18 protein-coding genes and 2 riboswitches are annotated in these 21,221 nt (G+C 52.3%); of the genes, 1 reads left to right on the top strand and 17 read right to left on the bottom strand.

The features are described from left to right. Positions 1–29: 29 nt before the first annotated feature. The 16 genes from purH to bcp form a co-directional block, all read right to left on the bottom strand. Entirely contained in the window at positions 30–1,577 is a 1,548-nt protein-coding gene (gene purH, locus K7P76_RS22605) for a bifunctional phosphoribosylaminoimidazolecarboxamide formyltransferase/IMP cyclohydrolase (RefSeq protein ID WP_232187587.1), read from the bottom strand. Between the two features lie 14 nt (positions 1,578–1,591). Continuing rightward, positions 1,592–2,245 (bottom strand): phosphoribosylglycinamide formyltransferase, encoded by a 654-nt coding sequence (purN, locus tag K7P76_RS22600; RefSeq protein ID WP_232187586.1) that lies wholly within the window; start codon positions 2,243–2,245, stop codon positions 1,592–1,594. Continuing rightward, positions 2,242–3,288: a phosphoribosylformylglycinamidine cyclo-ligase gene (purM, locus tag K7P76_RS22595; protein WP_232187656.1), complete on the bottom strand. Its 1,047-nt coding sequence runs from the start codon at positions 3,286–3,288 to the stop codon at positions 2,242–2,244. The genes purN and purM overlap by 4 nt, the downstream gene beginning before the upstream one ends. Positions 3,289–3,803: 515 nt before the next feature. Next, on the bottom strand, positions 3,804–5,300 hold the full coding sequence (gene purF / locus K7P76_RS22590; RefSeq protein ID WP_232187655.1) for an amidophosphoribosyltransferase: 1,497 nt from the start codon (positions 5,298–5,300) through the stop codon (positions 3,804–3,806). Beyond that, the gene (purL, locus tag K7P76_RS22585) at positions 5,297–7,552 is read right to left on the bottom strand and encodes a phosphoribosylformylglycinamidine synthase subunit PurL (RefSeq protein WP_232187585.1); all 2,256 of its coding nucleotides are present in this window, start codon (positions 7,550–7,552) and stop codon (positions 5,297–5,299) included. Before purL ends, purF begins: the two co-directional genes overlap by 4 nt. Beyond that, positions 7,530–8,222: a phosphoribosylformylglycinamidine synthase subunit PurQ gene (gene purQ, locus K7P76_RS22580; protein WP_232187584.1), complete on the bottom strand. Its 693-nt coding sequence runs from the start codon at positions 8,220–8,222 to the stop codon at positions 7,530–7,532. Before purQ ends, purL begins: the two co-directional genes overlap by 23 nt. 7 nt (positions 8,223–8,229) lie before the next feature. Next, positions 8,230–8,472: a phosphoribosylformylglycinamidine synthase subunit PurS gene (gene purS, locus K7P76_RS22575; protein WP_232187583.1), complete on the bottom strand. Its 243-nt coding sequence runs from the start codon at positions 8,470–8,472 to the stop codon at positions 8,230–8,232. An 83-nt stretch (positions 8,473–8,555) separates the two neighbouring features. Next, positions 8,556–9,437, bottom strand: a complete 882-nt coding sequence (locus K7P76_RS22570) for a phosphoribosylaminoimidazolesuccinocarboxamide synthase (protein WP_232187582.1) — start codon at positions 9,435–9,437, stop codon at positions 8,556–8,558. A 12-nt stretch (positions 9,438–9,449) separates the two neighbouring features. After that, a complete protein-coding gene (purB, locus tag K7P76_RS22565) occupies positions 9,450–10,745 on the bottom strand; it encodes an adenylosuccinate lyase (RefSeq protein ID WP_232187581.1) in 1,296 nt (431 codons plus the stop codon). Between the two features lie 6 nt (positions 10,746–10,751). After that, a complete protein-coding gene (gene purK / locus K7P76_RS22560) occupies positions 10,752–12,002 on the bottom strand; it encodes a 5-(carboxyamino)imidazole ribonucleotide synthase (RefSeq protein WP_232187580.1) in 1,251 nt (416 codons plus the stop codon). Beyond that, the gene (gene purE, locus K7P76_RS22555) at positions 11,999–12,484 is read right to left on the bottom strand and encodes a 5-(carboxyamino)imidazole ribonucleotide mutase (RefSeq protein WP_232187579.1); all 486 of its coding nucleotides are present in this window, start codon (positions 12,482–12,484) and stop codon (positions 11,999–12,001) included. Before purE ends, purK begins: the two co-directional genes overlap by 4 nt. A 196-nt stretch (positions 12,485–12,680) precedes the next feature. After that, a riboswitch (purine riboswitch) is annotated at positions 12,681–12,779 on the bottom strand. A 301-nt stretch (positions 12,780–13,080) separates the two neighbouring features. Then, positions 13,081–14,490 carry an NCS2 family permease gene (locus tag K7P76_RS22550; protein ID WP_232187578.1) on the bottom strand — a complete coding sequence of 470 codons (1,410 nt, stop codon included), beginning with the start codon at positions 14,488–14,490 and terminating at the stop codon, positions 13,081–13,083. A 145-nt stretch (positions 14,491–14,635) separates the two neighbouring features. Next, positions 14,636–14,736, bottom strand: a riboswitch (purine riboswitch). A gap of 191 nt (positions 14,737–14,927) precedes the next feature. Beyond that, on the bottom strand, positions 14,928–16,448 hold the full coding sequence (guaA, locus tag K7P76_RS22545; protein WP_255678726.1) for a glutamine-hydrolyzing GMP synthase: 1,521 nt from the start codon (positions 16,446–16,448) through the stop codon (positions 14,928–14,930). Positions 16,449–16,572: 124 nt separating this feature from the next. Continuing rightward, the gene (locus K7P76_RS22540) at positions 16,573–17,778 is read right to left on the bottom strand and encodes an MFS transporter (protein ID WP_232187577.1); all 1,206 of its coding nucleotides are present in this window, start codon (positions 17,776–17,778) and stop codon (positions 16,573–16,575) included. A gap of 81 nt (positions 17,779–17,859) precedes the next feature. After that, a complete protein-coding gene (locus K7P76_RS22535) occupies positions 17,860–18,567 on the bottom strand; it encodes a FadR/GntR family transcriptional regulator (protein ID WP_232187576.1) in 708 nt (235 codons plus the stop codon). Positions 18,568–18,684: 117 nt separating this feature from the next. Beyond that, positions 18,685–19,152, bottom strand: a complete 468-nt coding sequence (gene bcp / locus K7P76_RS22530; protein WP_232187575.1) for a thioredoxin-dependent thiol peroxidase — start codon at positions 19,150–19,152, stop codon at positions 18,685–18,687. A gap of 263 nt (positions 19,153–19,415) precedes the next feature. On the opposite strand from bcp, the gene K7P76_RS22525 reads away from it, so the two are divergent. Further along, complete coding sequence (locus K7P76_RS22525) at positions 19,416–20,087, top strand: DNA-binding response regulator (protein ID WP_232187574.1); 672 nt, start codon at positions 19,416–19,418, stop codon at positions 20,085–20,087. A gap of 336 nt (positions 20,088–20,423) precedes the next feature. Here the strand turns inward: K7P76_RS22525 and K7P76_RS22520 are convergent, their stop codons facing one another. Continuing rightward, positions 20,424–21,221: an ABC transporter permease gene (locus tag K7P76_RS22520; RefSeq protein WP_232187573.1), complete on the bottom strand. Its 798-nt coding sequence runs from the start codon at positions 21,219–21,221 to the stop codon at positions 20,424–20,426.

The raw sequence follows: 21,221 nt of genomic DNA, 5'->3' as shown, positions 1-21,221 counted from the left end.
GCGATCCGCTAAGGAACGCCCTCGTAAAATTAATGTTTGAAATGACGGACGCCCGTCAGCACCATCGCGATGTTATGCGCGTTAGCCGCGGCGATCGATTCCTCGTCCTTGATCGAGCCGCCCGGTTGGATAATCGCGGTAATCCCGGCTTTCGCCGCGAGTTCAACCGTATCTCCCATCGGGAAGAAAGCATCGGAAGCGAGTACGGCGCCGCGCGCCTTGTCTCCCGCTTGCTCGATAGCGATGCGCGCCGCGCCGACACGGTTCATTTGGCCTGCGCCAACGCCAATCGTCATGTTATCGCTGGCAAGCAGAATCGCGTTCGACTTCACGTGTTTGACGACTTTCCAACTGAACAGCAATTGCTTCAGCTCTTCTTCCGTCGGAGCGCGGTTGGTAACCACTTTAAGATCAGCTTCTGTTAAGCTGTGCACGTCGCTTTGTTGGACGAGCATGCCGCCTTCTACGCTCGTAATGAGCCATTCCGAACTGCGCTGCGCCGCGGAAGGGAGGGTGCCAATGCGCATGAGACGGATGTTCTTCTTGCGTTGAAGAATTTCCAAAGCCTCGGGAGTGAACTCCGGCGCAATAACGATTTCAAGGAACAAATCGTTCAATCTCGCAGCCGTATCTGCGCCAATTGTCCGGTTCGCTGCAATGATTCCCCCGAAGATGGAAGTAGGATCGGACGCGTAAGCTTTGACGTACGCTTCGTCTATATCCTTGCCAATGCCCACGCCGCATGGATTCATATGCTTAACCGCGACGACGGCTGGTTCGTCGAATTCCTTAACGATCGCAAGCGCCGCGTTGGCGTCATTGATATTGTTGTAAGACAGCTCCTTGCCGTGCAGCTGTTCCGCCGAAGTGATGTTGCCAGCAGAGGAAAGCGGTTTGCGGTAGAAAGCCGCCTTCTGGTGGGGGTTCTCGCCGTAGCGAAGCTCCTGCACTTTCTCGTAAGTAACCGTTAAGCTTTCCGGAAGCGGATTATCAAGCTGCTTGGCAAAATAATCGGAGATCAGCGCATCATACGCGGAAGTATGGCGGAACACCTTAGCTGCTAGACGTTTACGGGTTTCAAGCGTAGTATCGCCTCCGCCGCGTATTTCCTCCAGCACTTGAGCGTAATCACCCGCGTCCACGACAACGGTTACGAACGCGTGATTTTTGGCTGCGGAACGCAGCATCGTAGGACCGCCGATATCGATGTTCTCGATGGCGTCCTCATAAGAAACGTTTGGCTTCGCGATCGTTGCTTTGAAAGGATATAGATTTACGACTACGAGGTCGATATAGTCCAAATTCAGCTCTTGCATTTGTTTGATATGCTCGGCGTCATCGCGAACCGCGAGTAAACCGCTATGTACCGCAGGATGCAGCGTCTTCACGCGGCCGTCGAGAATTTCCGGAAATCCGGTAACCTCGGAAATGCCGATGACCGGCACCTGTTCTTTTTCCAACAACGTCTTCGTTCCGCCTGTCGAAATCACTTGCACGCCTTGCTGCGCGAGCTCCCGGCACAATTCCACGATTCCCGTCTTGTCCGAGACGCTGACTAGCGCTCTTCTGATCGCCACGAATGACCCTCCGTTCAATTGGTTATCTTTACTTTGCGTCCGCTAAGCGAAACCCGTCCTTCTGCAATCCAACCGACTGCCTTAGGCAACAGCTCGTACTCCACCTTCTGAATTCGAGAGCCTAACGTTTCCAAAGTATCTTGCTCATGGATTTCAACGGCTTGTTGGGCAATAATCGGACCGGTATCCGTACCCCCATCCACGAAGTGAACGGTAGCGCCGGTTAATTTCGCTCCATAATCAAGCGCTTGCTTAGGAGCATTGATTCCAGGAAAAGCCGGAAGCAGCGCCGGGTGGACATTGATCATGCGACCGTAATAGGGTTCGACAAGAACGTTAGTCACGAGCCGCATATACCCTGCCATGACGATGAGATCGATGCCTACAGCTTGCAGCTTGGATACGATCACTTCCTCGTAGGCTTCCCTGGAAGCATATTGCTTCGGCGAGAAGGTGTACGTTTCCACCTGAAAATTGCGGGCACGCTCGAGCACGAATGCGGTAGGTTTATCGCATACGACGAGTTCGATCGACGCGTGAATTTTCCCATCCCGTACGGCTTCGGCCAATGCTTGAAAGTTGCTTCCGCTGCCGGAAGCGAATACCGCTATTTTAATGGGAACGGAAGGCTTTAGTATCGCTTGGCCTCCCTCGTTGCTTGCGGTCATGGCAGTTCCACACCTTCGAACGTCACGATCTTGGATCCCGCAGTAACCGTACCGATCCGGTAAGCCTGCTCGCCTTGCCCTTGCGCCAGCGCCAGAGCTTGCTCTGCTTGCTCGGCCGGAACGACAAGCACCATGCCGATTCCCATGTTAAAAGTCGTGTACATATCGCGGTCCGTAATATTTCCCGCTTGCTGCATAAGGCCGAAGATCGGCAATACCGGCCATGCTCCGCGGTTGATATCCACGTTAACGCCTTCCGGCAATACGCGAGGAATGTTCTCGATGAAACCTCCGCCCGTGATATGCGCCATTCCTTTAATCGTTACGCTGTCCAGCAATTTAAGGATTTGCTTCACATAGATGCGGGTTGGTTCGATAAGAACGTCTCCGAGCGTTTTTCCCTCGAGTTCGGCGGGTTTGTCCGTAAGGGCATACCCCCTCTGCTCCAACAGCAGTCTGCGAACGAGCGAGAAGCCATTGGAATGGATGCCGCTCGAAGCGAGTCCGATAACCGCGTCGCCAGCCTGAATCGTCGAGCCGTCGATCGCTTTCTTGCGATCTACGATGCCCACGGTGAAGCCGGCAATATCGTACTCGCCGTCTCGGTACATGCCGGGCATTTCGGCAGTTTCTCCTCCGATAAGCGCGCAACCAGCTTGTTGGCAGCCGTCTGCTACTCCTTTAACGATCGCTTCGATTTTCTCTGGAATGATTTTGTCGCAAGCCAAATAGTCGAGGAAAAAGAGCGGCTCCGCACCGGTGACGATAACGTCGTTCACGCACATCGCAACGGCATCGATGCCGATCGTGTCATGCTTGTCCATTGCGAACGCCAGCTTCAGCTTCGTGCCAACGCCGTCGGTGCCGCTAACGAGTACCGGCTCCTCATACTTGTCTTTGTTCAGGCTGAACAGACCGCCGAATCCGCCGAGCCCTGTAAGTACTTCCGGACGAAAAGTCTTCTTTACGTGTTTCTTCATCCGTTCGACCGCTTCGTTGCCGGCCGCGATGTCGACTCCGGCTTGTTTGTACGCTTCGGACAATGGTCTCACTCCTAGGGGGATATCGCCCGCATCCGCGGCTCCGTGACGAACCATCGGGTTCCGCCTGCTTGTTGTATTCGCGTGATCTGGATGAGATTACAAGGTAATCACACGAATACAAAGGCAGGACGTAAACTCTCCACCCGATGGTTGTCCCTCCGCCGCTTTGGGTCGATTCCTGGGTTTTATAGACAGGAAGAGCGGATACCTGCGAATTGGGCAGGTATTTGATCTAACAAGATGCATTTCGTACAGGTGTTTTCGCCGAATCGTAGTTTCGATTGAATCAAACTGCATTTAATGCAGGTGTTTGGCGCTGAAAACACGAATAAGGAATAATTTCCGTGATTCAACTGTACTTTTTGCAGGTTGATGCGCCGAATTTGGCTATAACACGGAAAACACCTGCAGTTTTTGCAGGTTAACCTGCTCACGGGTCAAAGAATGGTTAGTTAAGACCATTCGAGAAAGCGAGTTACAGCATGCTAGAAGAAATACTTCATTACTTCATGCCCTTAGTCGCAGCCGCAGGACGTTGTTTTGGCTTCTTCGAATTCTACTGGAGTTGGGTAGTCGTTGTTGAAGCACGCCATGCACAAGCCCCGATTGAACTCTTCATCGTGGCCGCCGATGGAATCGATCAGGCCGGTGTCGCTAAGGAAATAAAGCGAGTCCGCGTTGATCGCCTGACGGATTTCTTCGACCGTTTTGCTTGAAGCGATCAGGTCGGCCGGGTTCGGCGTATCTATACCGTAATAACAAGGATTCATAAATGGCGGTGAAGTTATGCGCACATGCACCTCGAGGGCTCCCGCTTCGCGCAGCATGTTAACGATACGTAATGAGGTCGTGCCCCGAACGATAGAATCGTCGATCATGACGACCCGTTTTCCTTCGACGACTTTGCGCACGGCGGATAGCTTCATTTTCACGCCTTTTTCGCGCAGCTCTTGGGAAGGTTGGATGAACGTACGTCCTGTGTATTTATTTTTGATCAAACCCAGCTCGTAAGGAATGCCCGTCTGCTCTGCATAGCCAATCGCAGCAGAGATGCTCGAATCGGGTACGCCGGTGACGATATCTGCATCGACGAACGATTCTTGCGCCAACTGCTGACCCATCCGCTTGCGTGAGCTATGAAGGTTAACGCCATAAATGTCGCTGTCCGGCCTTGCGAAATAAATATATTCCATCGCGCAAACCGCGCGCCTTACCATCGGTGCAAACCGGTCTTCATGCAGTCCGTCTTGATCCAGCACTAATAGTTCTCCAGGCTGCACGTCCCGAACGTACACGGCGCCTATCGTTTCCAGAGCGCAAGACTCCGACGCGAAAATATAAGCATCGCCAAGCTTGCCCATCACGAGAGGGCGAAGTCCGTGCGGATCGCAAGCGGCGATCAAACGCCCCTGCGTCTGAATGAGGAACGCGAATCCGCCAATGAGCCGGGCGAAAGCTTCCTTAACCGCCTGGACCAAATCCTTAGGGGAACGGGCGATCAGATGGGCGATAACTTCCGTGTCGCTCGTTGTCTGGAAAATAGAGCCCGAGTCCTCGAGCTCCTTGCGAATGCCTGGCTCATTGACCAGATTCCCGTTCGTGCACACGGCCAAATCTCCGCCGCGATACTTGAACACAAGCGGCTGCGCATTAGCAAGCTTACTCGCGCCAGCCGTCGAATAGCGCACGTGGCCGATCGCCTGATTACCCGTTAAAGCTTCCAACTTGTCGCGATCGAAAACTTCTTTTACAAGACCCATTCCTCTATGGTAGTGGAATGACTCCTCATCAGCCGTGCAAATTCCGCAGCTTTCTTCGCCCCGATGCTGCAAAGCGTGCAAGCCATAATAGGATAAGTTGGCCGCATCGGGATGACCGAACACCCCGAACACTCCGCACTCCTCTTTAAGCTTGTCGAAAATAGAGTCTTTGCCGCCCACGCCTTCGTTATAGTAATCTCCGGTCCAGAAGCGATCCAATGCCGTACCTCCGTTCGCTGCGCTAGATGTCATTGCTGCTTGCCCTTCATCCGGCTCGGAATAGCTTCTTTCCATTCTTTACGAAGCTCGGCGATCGATGCGTTGATCGCATCGTGTCCACCGATCGCGATCGCCAATCGATCTCCAGTTACGGTACCCAGACGTTGAATCGGAATGCCGGCAGCCTCGATCGCCGCCGCTAGTTTATCAGCCGATTCCGGCTTAGCCGACAGCAATATGCGCGATTGCGATTCGCTGAACAGCGCGATATCAGGCCGCAGGTTCGTCTCGAATGATACGTTGGCGCCTAAGTTGCGACCAAAGCCCGCTTCCGCTAACGCCGCAGCCAAACCGCCTTCGGACAAATCATGTGCTGAAGCTACTAATCCTTGCTGAATGACTTTGAGCACCGCTTGATGCAATTTGCGTTCCGTCGCCAAGTCCAGCTCCGGCGGACGTCCTTCCGTTACGCCATGAACCGCGTATTGGAATTCGCTGCCGCCGATTTCCGCTTTCGTCTCGCCGAGCAAGAAAATAACGTCGCCTTCGGCTTTGAACTCTTGCGTCGTGATGTGGTCCGTATCGTGCACAAGCCCAACCATGCCAACGACAGGCGTCGGGTAGATCGCGCCCCTCGTATTTTCGTTATACAGCGATACGTTACCGCCGATAACCGGCGTGTCCAGTACGCGGCAAGCTTCCGCCATGCCGTCTACCGCTTTCTCCATCTGCCAGAACACTTCCGGTTTCTCCGGGCTTCCGAAGTTCAGGTTGTCCGTTATCGCAAGCGGCTCGGCGCCGGAGCAGACGATGTTGCGGCCCGCTTCCGCTACCGCGATTCTTCCGCCCACTTCAGGGTCCAAATAAACGTAACGACCGTTGCAGTCCGTTGTCATTGCCAGACCTTTGCGCGTTCCGCGGATCGTTATGACCGCAGCGTCCGAACCCGGACGGACGGCCGTCTCCGTGCGAACCATGTAGTCGTATTGGTTATAAACCCACTCTTTGCTCGCAAGCGACGGTGAACCGAGCACTTTTTTCAGCGCGGCGTTCAAGTCGAATACTTGCTCGTAGCGGTTCGTATCGATGGAGCCGTTTTTCAAATAATATTCGGGAATTTGCGATGGTTTGTTGTAGATCGGGCAATCGTCAACCAGAGCGTGCACCGGCATATCCGCTACCAACTCGCCTTTGTGGAACAATTTCAGGCGGCCATCATCCGAAACCTTGCCCACCTTCGCGCAGTGCAATCCCCAACGTTCAAAAATAGCCTGAGCCTGCGCTTCATGCTGAGGTTCGCAAACAAATAGCATCCGCTCCTGCGATTCCGAAAGCATCATTTCGTAAGCAGTCATGCCATCTTCCCGCTGAGGAACCTCGTCGAGGTACAGCTCCATACCGTTGCCGGCTTTACTCGCCATCTCCGCGCTTGAACAAGTGAGACCCGCAGCACCCATATCCTGAATGCCAAGCACGATACCGGAATCGATCAGTTCGAGCGTCGCTTCCATAACCAGCTTTTCCATGAACGGATCTCCGACCTGTACCGCCGAACGCTTCGCTTCGGATTCCGCTGTTAAATCCTCGGACGCGAAAGTCGCGCCGTGAATACCGTCGCGGCCCGTTGCAGGCCCTACATAGAACACCGGATTGCCGATTCCTTTGGCGACTCCGCGTTGGATTTTATCGTGATCGATCAGACCGACGCACATCGCGTTAACGAGCGGATTTCCCTCGTACGCTTCGTCGAACATGATTTCCCCGGCAACCGTCGGAATGCCGATACAGTTACCGTAACCCGCGATCCCGCTGACCACGTGCTCGAACAAGTAACGTACGCGTTCATTTTCCAGACGTCCGAAACGCAGGGAGTTCAGCAAAGCCACCGGACGGGCACCCATGGAGAAAATGTCGCGGATAATGCCGCCAACGCCCGTTGCAGCGCCTTGGTATGGCTCGATCGCGGACGGATGGTTGTGGGACTCGATCTTGAAAACAACAGCTTGGTTGTCGCCGATATCGACGATTCCCGCGCCTTCGCCAGGTCCCATCAGAACGCGAGGCCCCGTAATCGGGAAACGCTTCAGCAGCGGCTTGGAGTTTTTGTACGCGCAGTGTTCGGACCACATTACGCTGAATACGCCGATCTCGGTATAGTTCGGCTGACGTCCCATGAATCCGCTAATCAACTCGTATTCTTTGTCCGAAACGCCGAATTGCTTATATATTTTCTGTTCCGCGATTTGCTCGACAGTCGGTTCCTTAGCGGATACTTGCTGCGCCATTGCGTTCCCTCCAAGCATTGAGTACTGACGTGAACATACGAGCGCCATCCGCGGAACCGAGAATCTCGGCAACTGCCCGCTCCGGATGCGGCATCAAACCGACGACGTTGCCCGCTTCGTTGCTGACGCCGGCGATGTTGTCGACGGATCCGTTCGGGTTGTCGCCCGCGTAACGGAACACGATCTGGTTATTCGCTTTTAAGCTAGCAAGCGTTTCATCAGCTACATAGTAACTGCCTTCGCCATGAGCGATTGGAATTTGGATAGCTTCGCCCTGCGCATAAGCATTGGTGAATGCCGTCTTCGGGTTCTCAACAATAAGATCTACTTGGTGGCAGCGGAATTTCAACGAGTTGTTGCGGATAAGCGCGCCCGGCAGAAGTCCCGCTTCCGTTAATATTTGGAACCCGTTGCAAATACCGAGGATGAACTTGCCCTCTTCGGCAGCCTTGCGAACTTCCGTCATTACCGGAGCAAATTGGGCGATGGCGCCGCAGCGAAGGTAATCTCCGTAGGAGAATCCGCCCGGAATAAGAATGGCATCGTATGCGGATAGATCGGTTGCCGTATGGAATACATAATCGACGGATTGGCCAACCGTATCTTCTACCGCTTTGTAACAGTCGATATCACAGTTGGAGCCCGGAAATACGATGACTGCAAATTTCATGAGCGCCTCAGCCCTCCAATTCGAAACGATAGTCTTCTACGACCGTATTCGCCAGAAGCTTCTCGCACATGACTGTTAGTCTCTCTTCCGCTTGCGCGCGGTCGTTCGTATCCAGTTCCACTTCCAGGTACTTGCCGATTCTCACTTTGCCGACTTCGTTGAACCCGAGCGTATGCAGGGCGCCTTGCACAGCGTTGCCTTGCGGGTCGAGCACGTTCTGCTTAATCGTCACGTATACCTTTGCTTTCATGAGTGTTCCTCCTGATATGGGTTGTGGAATTGGGTTTGTTGTAAAATGCAATTGGCAAAATAGCGGCCTTCGAACCATCAACGCTATTCGGCCAACCTGCGGTAAATTTCACGATATCTCGACGTGGTCGCCTCGACGACTACGGCCGGCAGCGGCGGCGGCGGACTGTTCTTGTCCCAATCCGATCCCGCCAAGTAAGCACGCACCGGTTCTTTGTCCATACTGTCGATCTCGACGTCTAGCTTGTAGTTTTCCTCCGCCCAGAAACGCGAGGAGTCCGGGGTAAACAGTTCATCGATAAGGATAATTTCATCGCCTATTAAACCGAATTCGAACTTGCAATCCGCAAGGATGATGCCGCGTTCAGCGCAATAATCCCGGCCGAACTCGTACAGCTTCAAACTCCGATCCCTTAACGCCTCAGCCAACTCATTTCCGACTCTCCGCGCCATCTCGTCGAATGGAATATCTTCATCGTGACCGACGTCGTTTTTGCCCGCGGGGGTGAAAATCGGTTGCTCAAGCTTGGAATTCTTATGCAAGCCCTCCGGAAGTTTAATGCCGTTAACTTCGCCGTTTGCTTGATACTGCCGCCATCCGCCGCCTGTAATGTAGCCGCGCACGACGCATTCAATGTCGATCCGTTTCGCCTTGCGGCTAACCATGATGCGACCGGCCAGCTTGTCCGGCTCAGAGACGATGTCCCCCAGCAGTTTTACATCGGTATGCACCACATGGTTAGGCTGAAGCGCCGCTGTTTGCTCGAACCAATAGGAGCTTAAACCATTCAGTACGCTGCCTTTGCCCGGCACCGCCGGGTCGAGCACGTAATCGAACGCCGAGATCCGGTCCGTGACTACGATAAGTAAATGTTCACCGAGATCGTATAGCTCCCGGACTTTGCCCTTGTGAATAAGGGGGGCGTTAACGAGCCCTTCGGCCGTAGACAAAGCTTCTATAGTCATGTCTGCCTCCTTTTACTTCAATCCCAGACGGTCGAAAATCGTATCCACATGCTTCAGATGCCACGTCGGGTCGAAGCAATCGGCGATTTCGTCCGCGGACAGCACATCCGTGAATTCCGGCGTTGACTGGACGATATCGCGGAAATCTCGCTGTTCTTCCCACGCCTGCATGGCGCGCGGCTGCACGGTATCGTAAGCTTGCTCGCGGCTGAAGCCTTTGTCGATCAGCTTCGTCATCACCCGGCCGGAGAAAGGCACATTGTAGGTACGGGACATATTGCGCTTCATGTTCTCCGGGAACACCGTCAAGTTTTTCACGATGTTGCCGAAACGGTTGAGCATATAATTAAGGAGCATCGTCGCATCCGGCAAAATAATTCTTTCCGCGGAGGAATGCGAAATGTCGCGTTCATGCCAAAGCGGTACATTCTCGTATGCCGTCAGCATATGACCGCGAATGACGCGGGATAGGCCGCTCATATTCTCGCAGCCGATCGGGTTACGCTTGTGCGGCATCGCCGACGAGCCCTTCTGGCCTTTGCCGAACGGCTCTTCCACTTCGCGGAACTCGCTCTTCTGCAATCCGCGAATTTCCGTGGCGAACTTGTCGATCGAAGTCGCGATCAGCGCCAAAGTGGCCATATATTCCGCATGGCGGTCGCGCTGCAACGTTTGCGTCGAGATCGGCGCTGCCGTAATCCCAAGCTTGCGGCAGACGAACTCTTCAACCGCAGGATCGATATTCGCATAAGTGCCTACGGCTCCGGACATTTTACCGAATTGAACGCCATCGGCAGCACGCTCGAACCGCTCCAAATTCCGTTTCATTTCTTCATGCCATAAAGCCAGCTTTAACCCGAAAGTCGTCGGCTCCGCATGAACGCCGTGAGTACGGCCCATCATCGGAGTGTCCTTGTATTGAATCGCTTGATCGCGAAGGATCGCAATGAAGTTCTCGATATCCCGCTTCAATATCCGGTTCGCTTGCAGCAACAGGTAACCCATTGCGGTATCGACGACATCCGTGGAGGTAAGTCCATAATGGACCCATTTACGCTCCGCGCCCAAGCTTTCCGATACTGCCCGAGTGAAGGCGATGACGTCATGGCGGGTCTCAAGCTCGATCTCGTTAATGCGATCAATGTCGAACTTGGCATTTTTGCGAAGCTCGATCGTATCTTCATGAGGGATATGCCCTAGCTCTGCCCAAGCTTCGCAAGCGCACAATTCCACTTCCAGCCATGCGTTGAATTTATTTTCTTCCGTCCAGATGGCCCGCATCTCGGGGCGGCTATATCGTTCCAACATCGTTGTTTAGACCCTCCATATGTTCGATTGGGATATCCATTCCAGCGCCGCTTCTACGTTCGGGGCCAGCACGTTGATGTGTCCCATTTTGCGACTTCGTTTCGCTTCCGCTTTGCCGTAAAGATGAACCTTAGGCTCAACGCCTAGACCCTCGGCAACCGAATCTTTCTCCGCCATCCAGCCAAACAACGGCTCCATATGCTCACCCAGAATGTTCGCCATAACGACCGGCGTAAGCAACTCCGAATCGCCAAGAGGCAAATTGCAGATGGCCCTCACATGCTGCTCGAACTGCGACGTCCGGCAAGCTTCCATCGTATAATGACCGGAATTATGAGGCCTTGGCGCCAGCTCGTTAACGAACAATTCACCATCGGCGGTAAGGAATAGCTCGACGGCAATCAATCCGACTACGCCCAACGTCTCGGCGATGGACACGGCCAGCCTTTCGGCTTCCTTCGCAACCTCAGCCCCGATACGGGCGGGAACGATAGATAAGTGCAATATATTATGAACGTGGATATTTTCTGCCGGAGCAAACGTTCGGACTTCGCCGGAAGGGCTGCGCGCCGCAATCACGGATATTTCTTTGTCGAAAATAATGAATTTCTCAAGCACCAGCTGCGTACCGCTTCTACTTGCTTCATTCCATGCCGGCTCCAACTCTTCCAATGATCTGAGCACCCATTGACCCTTACCATCATAGCCGCCGGTCGCCGTTTTCAGTACGGCAGGCAAGCCAAGAGACAAAGCCGAAGCCCGCAGGCTTTCAAGACTCTCAATCTCCGCATAGGGAGCGACTCGAACGCCTGCGGCTTCCACCGCTCTTTTCTCGCGGAGACGATGTTGAGTCGTATACAGCAGTTCGCTGCCTTGCGGCACATATGACTCCGTCTCTAGCATAGCTGCTACGTTCGCATCGACATTCTCGAATTCATAGGTAATGACGTCCGAGCGTCTAGCCAATTCTCTCGCCGCTTTTTGATCATCATATGAAGCAACGATTTGCGCTGCAGTCTGCCCGCAAGGTGAATCCGGGGTAGGATCAAGCGTCACAAACCGGTATCCGAGGCGATTGCCCGCATGAGCCATCATTCTGCCCAATTGTCCGCCGCCAAGCACGCCGATAGTCGCTCCCGGCAATACTGTCCGCGGGCTCGATTTTGCGGCATCGCTATCTACGACCTCGCATCCCCAATCCCCGCACAATGTACCCTCGCCTGCAAACAAATTCACTAACTCATTTTCACCGCTCATGGCAACTCACCATTATCTAGAACGTCCTGCGTAATCCGATCGCGACGAGCGGTTACCTTTGCCTGTATTTCCGGATCGAAAGCGCCGATTATTTGCGCTGCGAGCAATCCCGCATTCGTAGCGCCCGCCGTTCCGATAGCGACCGTAGCCACGGGAATTCCTCCCGGCATCTGAACGATCGACAGCAACGAATCAAGCCCGTTCAAGGCCTTGGACTGAACAGGCACTCCGATAACGGGCAAAACGGTTTTGGCTGCGACCATGCCCGGAAGATGGGCGGCGCCTCCAGCACCGGCAATAATAACTTTCAAGCCGCGCGAAGCGGCGGACTCGGCATATTCGAACATTAAATCCGGCGTCCGGTGTGCGGATACAACCTTCTTCTCGTACGGAACGTTTAATTCATCGAGCACGTCGCATGCTTTCTTCATCGTTTCCCAATCCGACGTACTGCCCATGATGACGCCGACAAGTGACGACATGGTTCCACCCTTCCCCTGTTGCAATCTGTTAGAACCCATTCGACATCGACTTTAGCTTCGGTAAAAAACAAAAAAAGGACCTTGAGAATACGAACAGTATTCCCCAATCGGCCCTGTAGTTCTCTTCCACGAGCAGGCTTTGGCAACGGCGACAAGAGAAAGCCCGGACCGGTTAAGGCCCGCGCTTCTATTTAGGTGTCGTTGACGATAGCCGCGTAGTCCGGAAATTAGGGTTTCCGGGTAGAGACGTTCGGGCCGATTCCCGACTTATACGCGTTTCATATCTTGCCATAACCGACAAGAAAATGGCTTATTTGACGCTTTTAAGTTTACCCCAGACAAGGGCCATATGTCAAACAAAGACGAACGCTTTATGCTCATGTAAATATTAATGTTCGGATTTTGACACAATAGAACGTTCGTTCTTCCATCACTGCCTATCCCCCGTCCGCCAATTGCAAGTATTGTGAATATCTTCTATTGGAATGGAAGAGGATTTAAAAAGTTATAACCCCGCCCCACCTCCGTCATTTCGGAAGTGAAGCGGGGTTGATTTATGCCATGAACCTTCCGGGTTGTTAACGAAAGGAATTAGCTTAACCTTGGGAACCGATGAATGCGTAACGCGCCACAATGAGGATGGCCAGCACCCACATCAGCCAGTGAACTTTATGTTTTCCTTTGCCTAGGACATTGGAAACCGTCGCAAGCACGACGTAGGACAATATTCCGAAAGAAATACCGTTAGCAATATTGTAAGTAAACGGCATGAACACGATCGTTAAGAAGGCGGGAATCGCGATCGTATATTCTTGGAAGTCGATTTCCTTAATCGATTGGATCATGAGCAAACCAACAATAATTAACGCGGCAGCCGTAGCGGATCCGGGGATCAAGTTAACGATAGGAGCAAGGAACAGGGCAAGCAGGAAAAATACGCCCGTCGACACAGCCGTCAACCCGGTGCGACCGCCTTCGGCTACCCCCGCAGCGCTCTCGACGTATGCCGTAGTCGTACTTGTACCGAGCAAAGCGCCGCCGCTTACCGCAACCGCATCGACCAACATCGCTTTTCCGACGCGTTTCTTGCCTTCTTCCGGATTTTTCATGAGACCGGCGCGGTTAGCCGTACCTACGAGAGTTCCGAAGGTATCGAACAATTCAACGAACGTAAAAGTAGCCACGATAGATATCAACCCGGTTTGGAATACGCCGTCCCAATCGAAGTTGGCGAATTGCAGCTCGTTTAAGTGCGGAACCCAAGGAGTGACATCCGTATTGATGGTCGTAGGCACATAATCAGACCCTAAGATAATACCGATTACCGTAGTGCCAAGAATCCCGAACAAGATTGCGCCTCTCACTTTCAGCACCATAAGCACGGAAATGAGCAAGATGCCGATTAAGGCTAATTGAACTCCCGGGCTTTCCAATGATCCCATATGGAAAACAGTCTCGAAAAACGCAACGTCGGTGAATTTGTGCGCTTCGATATTATTCGATGCTTCTACGCCGACCGTCAACAGGCCGCTGTTTTTCAAGCCGATGATCGTGATGAATAGGCCGATACCGACCGTAATCGCATGTTTCAACCCATCCGGAACTGCTGTAAGGAGCATCTGGCGAACTTGCGTGAGCGTAAGAATAATAAAGATAATACCGGAAATGAACACTGCCGTTAATGCCATTTCAAAGGTCACCGGTTTGTCAGATGCCGCCGAGCTTAGGATGACGGAAGCAAAGTACGCGTTCAACCCCATCCCAGGGGCTAGAGCTACAGGGAAATTGACGAAAATCCCCATTGCTATCGTAAAAATACCCGCTGCCAGCGCCGTTGCCAAGAAAATCGGATACCACTGGCCGCCGGTTGCACCGCTGCCAAATGCGCTTAGCACATTCGGATTTACCGCCAATATGTACGCCATAGTCATAAACGTTGTCAAACCGGCCATGATCTCTGTGCGTACGTTCGTTCCCAGTTCTTTCAGCTTAAAGAAACGTTCCATGTCTCATTAAACTCTCCCTTCAAATTTGAATGAATGTGGAAAACCAAGACTGAACATACAAAAAACCCAGAAGAAGACTCCTCTAGGTTCCGCACAACCGGGAAAATTCATGCTAACGGAGACTCGCGGAACTCGCGTATTCCCTAGCATCAATTTCCCTTTCCGTAGACAGATCATTTGCGGTGACCTCGTAGAGACTCCCGGGCCGATTCCCGGGATTATACGAAAAGAATTTATTCAGTTGTTTGTCCAATCTCATTCTAGGTCGTAAGGCCTTAGCTGTCAACGAAAATTTACGAATATTGCAAGCGTTTTACTAGTTAGAACGTTCGGAATTGTCGGATAATTAGTGCAATAATCGGCAGCAAAAAGCCCCGAACCCTGAAGTCCGAGGCTTAACGTTTTATTTTTGTCGAAAAATGTCGAAAATGAAATTGTTACTCCCACTCGATCGTTGCGGGAGGCTTGGACGTAATATCGTATACAATACGGTTGACGTTCTGGACTTCATTGACGATTCGATTGGAGATCTTCTCCAACACATCGAACGGAATTCTAGCCCAGTCGGCGGTCATTCCATCGATCGAGGTTACGGCCCGGATACCTACGGTGTGGGAGTAAGTACGTCCGTCGCCCATTACGCCAACGCTCTTCATGTTAGGCAGCGCAGTAAAATATTGCCAGATTTCGCGGTCAAGGCCCGCTTTGGCAATTTCGTCGCGAAGAATCGCATCGGACTCGCGGACGATGGTCAGCTTCTCTTCCGTCACTTCGCCAAGTACGCGAATGGCAAGTCCCGGACCCGGGAACGGCTGACGCATGACGATCGCTTCGGGAAGTCCGCATTCCGCGCCTACTTTGCGCACTTCGTCTTTGAACAAAGTCTTGAGGGGCTCGATCAGCTTAAACTTCATGTCCTTAGGCAAACCGCCTACGTTATGATGCGACTTGATCGTTTGCGCCGTAGCCGTGCCGCTTTCCACGATGTCGGTATAGAGTGTGCCTTGCGCCAAGAAAGTAAAGTCGTCGAACTTCGCGGACTCTTCCTCGAACACCCGAATAAACTCGTTTCCGATAATTTTACGTTTTTGCTCTGGATCATCCACGCCGCGCAGATTGCCCAGGAACCGCTCGCTTGCGTCGATTTTGACAACGTTCATATCGAATTTGCCTACGAACGTTTCCATAACGCTTTCCGCTTCATCTTTGCGCAGCAAGCCGTGATCGATGAACATACACGTTAATTGATCCCCGATCGCTTTGTGAATCAGTATGGCGACAACAGAGGAATCAACTCCGCCGGACAATGCGCAAAGCACCTTTTTATCGCCAACCTCATTGCGAATTTCTTGCACCATGTCCTCGATAAACGATCCCATCGTCCAATCGCCTTTGCACCCGCATACGCCAAAAAGGAAGTTGCGAATCATTTCATTGCCATATACGGAATGGCGAACTTCCGGATGGAACTGAACGGCGAAAAACTTCCTGTCGGGATCGCTCATCGCGGCAACCGGCGCGTGATCCGTGCTTGCGTCTACGCGGAATCCGGCAGGCAGCTCCGTTACGTGGTCTCCGTGGCTCATCCATACCGTTTGGCGGGAATCTAACCCTTGAACGAGCGAGCTTCCGGATACGAAGTCGACGTCCGACTTACCGTATTCGCGCTTATGAGCAGGCTCGACTTTGCCGCCTTGCTGGTGCGTGATCAGCTGCATGCCGTAGCAGATTCCAAAGATCGGAATTCCCAAGTCGTACACGGCCGGATCAACATGGGGAGCACCTTCCGCATATACGCTTGCCGGCCCTCCCGAGAAGACGATGCCTTTAGGGTTAAGCTCCCGCAGCTTGTCCGCCGTCGTGTTATAAGGAAGCAATTCGCTGTAAACTCCAAGGTCGCGAATGCGACGCGCGATCAACTGGTTATACTGCCCGCCGAAGTCTAGCACGACGATCATTTCATGCGCATTATTAATCACTGTGTTAACCGAGCCTCCCTAAATCAATTGAAGCTATTATAGCTTTGCGGCTTCGACAGCGTCAAGGCGAGAGTGCGGTGCGAGACCGGGGCTATTTTCCAAATCAGGATACGATATTCAATTTACGATCGGTTGGCAGGAAGGCGGCCAGCAGCCCGATTAGCGGCAGGAACGCGCATAAACGAATGACGAAAGTAATGCTCGTCGCATCCGCCAGCATTCCGAGTACGGCCGAACCAATTCCTCCTAGTCCAAAAGCTAGTCCAAAGAACAAGCCGGATACCGTGCCGACCTTGCCGGGCAACAACTCCTGAGCGTAAACGACAATGACCGAAAATCCGGACAACAGAATAAAGCCAATGCAAATACATAGAATGACGGACCAGAACAAGTTGGCGAACGGAAGCAGCAGCGAGAACGGCGCCGTCCCCAGAATCGAGAACCAAATCATGTTTCTTCTGCCGAACCGATCGGCCAGCGGACCGCCCATAAACGTACCCACCGCTCCGGCGGCAAGCAATGCAAATATAAATACTTGCGCATATTCCGTTGATATTTGATGGTACTTAATTAAATAAAACGAGAAAAACCCCGTCATGCTGGCCATATAAACAAACTTAGAGAACAACAGCATTATGAGGATAGTCATCGCGTAAACGATCGTCTTTTTGGGCAATGGCTTTTTCGCAACGACTTTCCTCTTGATCACCGCTTGACGGCTCACATAGCTCCTGTACCACTTGGCGACGAAAATCTGAACGACAAACGCTGCGCCGGCTGCGATCGTAAACCAGATGATCCCGAACTGGCCGTAAGGCACGAATATGAGCGCGGTAAAAATAGGAGCCAAGGCTTGGCCAATATTCCCGCCGGTTTGAAAGATCGATTGCGCCAGCCCTCTTCGGGCACCGGCCGCCATATAAGCCACCCGCGATGCCTCCGGATGGAGCACGGCAGAACCGAGTCCGATGAGAACGACCGATAGGATAATAAACGCATAGCTGTCCGCAAAAGCCAACACAACCATTCCCATTAAGGAAAAAACAACTCCCGCGGGGAGCAAAAATGGTTTAGGCTTCGAATCCGTGTACAGGCCGATAAGCGGCTGCAGCAACGATGCGGTTAAGTTTAGCGTGAAAGCGATCCACCCGATCTGCGCGAATGTTAGCTGCATCGACTCTTGGAGAATCGGGAATATCGCGGGGATGACCGACTGGATGGAATCATTCAACAAATGGACGAGACTGATGGAAAATAATATGGAATATACCGTGGTCATTTGCGCGTTTGTTGAAGCTGATGTGCTCATGGTGAACATCCTTTCATCTTATCATCTGATGTTTATGAATATAAAAAATCGATTGTTGCTAACCGGTTGTTGCCGGTTTTGTTACTTCAGGCGTTTTTTTAGCTCCTCAACCATGCCATCCAAGTTCAGAAGCGTCCAATGCTCGGCCGCCGCTACGTCTTTGTCCTTGATAGCCTCATACAATTTCTCGTGGTACTGGGTGTGGGGATCGTGCACTTCTTGATCTTTGACCAACTTGTCAAGCGCATCGCGCAAAACGGACGAGAATGTGCGGAAGAGGTCGATGACGACATGGTTTTTGCTGGCTGCGGCTACGGCGATGTGGAACTCAATGTCTGCATTAAGATAGCCGTTCGTGTCACCCTTGTTTATGGCTGCGGAGCGCTGGTCAAGATGACGGCGCATTTGCTCTAGATCCTGGTCGTCACGGCGCTGTGCCGCCAGCCTTGAAATTTCCAGCTCCAGCATTTTCCGCACTTCGTAAACTTCTACGATTTCAGCTCTTCTAAGCCTATGCTCGAGGGGCTCCTGAATGACGGAATTCGCGGATAAGAAAGTCCCAAAGCCCTGTTTTTTCTCCAATAGCCCTGCATGAACAAGCACGCGGACTGCTTCGCGAATCGTGGAGCGGCCCACGCCAAACTGCTGCATGAGCTCCGGTTCCGTCGGAATTTTCTCGCCATATTGCAGCTCGCCGCTTGAGATCGTTTTCTGCAGCTGAATAACGACATCGTCCACAAGCTTCGTACGATTAAGCGTTTGGAAGGAAACCTTGGAATTCGAATTCATCAGATCATCTCCTGTATGTTGCATCTTAGCATATTCTTTGTACTACTGGGTAGACAATTTAAATAAAAGCCTCCACTCCCGCTTCAACAGCGGACTTGGAGACTTCTTGCAAATCAGTTAACGAGAGCGCAGCGCTTGCCTAACCTTATCGACATGACCCTTCACCTTGATGTTTCGCCATTCCTGCAGAAGTATGCCTTTTTCGTCGATTAGGAAGGTAGAACGAACGATGCCCATGAATGTGTGCCCGTACAGCTTTTTCTCCTGCCAAACGCCGAATAGATCGCAAACCCGATGTTCTATATCTGCCAGAAGCAGAAAAGGCAGTTGGTACTTCTCGATGAATTGGTTGTGGGATTTCAGGTCATTCGCGCTGATGCCGAGAATAATGGCGTTGGATTCTCCGAACGTTTCGTTAGCGTCGCGAAAATCGCAGGATTGCTGCGTGCAGGCTGGCGTTAAATCGTTCGGGTAAAAATAAAGGACGACCTTGCGGCCGCGATAGTCGCTAAGACGGATCGTTTTCCCGTTCGAGGCGGGCAGCTCGAAATCCGGAACGGGTTGTCCGATTTGGACGATGGACAAGGAAATCTCTCCTTTGGAACTATGTATTCTACAAGCTTAACATAGGCCAAGGGGTTCACCCAAGTAAAACGGCTTCGCCGTCCCCATTCTAATTCAGATGCGGAGTTCCGAGGTTAATAAGAATCAGCGTGACAAACTAGCTTTATGCCTTATGTTATAGGCATAATATAATACAATTTGCGCGAGTGAAGCACACCGCGATTTCCCGATGGGGAAGTCGCGGTTTTTTGTTGCTTTAAGTCGCTATGGAGGAGTGAGAGTATATGTTTGAGCAGCATTATGAACAATGGTTAGCGCAGCAACGGAAGTTACGGAAAGGCGAATCCTTGCGCAAGTTAGATGAAGATCACGGACATTCGGAGAAGCTATTCTTACAGGAACTATGGTGGCCAGTATTCGGCAATCTGGATTTTCTTCATGCCGAGCATGAAGTGCCTAATTCCCGGAATAGTTCATATTATCTTGATCATGCTTATATCAGACCTCCCCATCTGATCGATTGGGAGGTGGACGATTTTAGCTCGTATGCCAAGAATATCAACCGGCGCGGCTTCGATTATGAGAGGGATCGGCAAAACCACCTCATGTTGGACGGCTGGCAAATATACCGCTTCTCGCTAGACGCCATTAAAGAGCGCCCCCGCCAATGCCAGCAGTTCATTCTTCAGGTGATGGGCAGATTATACGGCGGAATTCAGCAAGGGAGCACGCCTTCGCTCTCTCTGAAGCAACGAGAAATCATGCGTCTAGCCCTACGGCTGCAGCGGCCCTTTACTCCGCTGGAAGTATGCGTTCAGTTGGGGATCAGCAATCGAAGCGCCAGAGATTTGTTACATGAGCTGGTCGTGCTTGATTTCCTGGAGATTGTCGATGGACATTTGCGTGCTAGAACTTTTCGTGCAACCTATCGTGCTCGCTCTTTGTTCCTCGGTTAGGATAACGGCAAAATATGCTGCTAAGTTCGCTCTTTTGGGCAAACTTTCGCGTATAGAGGCAAAAAATGCCGCTAATCCCATTAGAACACCGCATTGAGCAGACCAATCCAATGATTTAGCGGCAATCCTTGCCGTTAACAGGGAAAACCGGACAACCTTCCTCCGATTAGCGGCAGAGATTGCCGCTAATCGGCGCCCGCATGTGGTCGACCCGCCGTCATGCAACGTCACGCCGCGCGCGCCCGTGGAGGGCGACGCGGGGCGACTGAGATAGACGTGAGAGGACCGGACGATGAACTTGAACTGCAGCAATGAGAGTGACCGGCCCGAGAACAATCAACTACCCGCCCCGCGATAGCGGCGGACGCCGTAGTTCCAGAACCATAAGCCGAGCGACAGCACTACTATGCCGACGACCGGGGTTAACCAGGCCAACCACCAATCGTCCAGCCGTCCTAGGAAGAAAGAGGCCGGATATACGCCTACGAACGCGAACGGCAGCAGCCATGTTAGCAGAAACCGGATCGTCTTATTGTAAATCTCGACCGGATATCTGCCATAGTTTTGGATGTTGTAGATAAGGGGACCGATGCCCGTCGGCGCATCCGAGTAGAAGGAAATCGCCGACAGCGCCGTATAGATGCCCATATAGATGAAGCAGGAGCCGAGCACCATGATGATCAGTACGAATGGATCGTACCAATGGAACGGCAAGCCGAGCGTCGACCATGAAGTGATCATAATGACTAAGCCGACGATTGAACCCACAATCGCTGGCGGGTCCATATTTTCCAGCAACACTTGGGACAGAGAATGCGCCGGACGCGTCAATATACGGTCCATCTCCCCCTTGACAATGTATCGCTCGCTAAAATTCCACGCGCTGAAAAAAGTCGAGAACAACCCGGATGCGATCATAAAGTAGCCGTAAACGAACACGACCTCCGACTCGCTCCAAGTCCCAAGCGTAGGCGTATGCAGGAACACGATGAAGATGAACACAAGGTTCAAGCCGTTAAACATCAGATCGGACAGAACCTCAATCCAGAAGTCCGCTCGGTAGGTTAACTTGGTTTTCAAATAATTGGCGAAATAATCCCGGTACAAGCCCAGCATAAACGATAAACGGTTCAT

Source organism: Cohnella silvisoli, from assembly GCF_021190915.1.
Lineage (GTDB): Bacteria > Bacillota > Bacilli > Paenibacillales > Paenibacillaceae > Cohnella > Cohnella silvisoli.
Note: the sequence above shows the minus strand (reverse complement) of the source record. Positions and strands in the feature narration are given on the sequence as shown.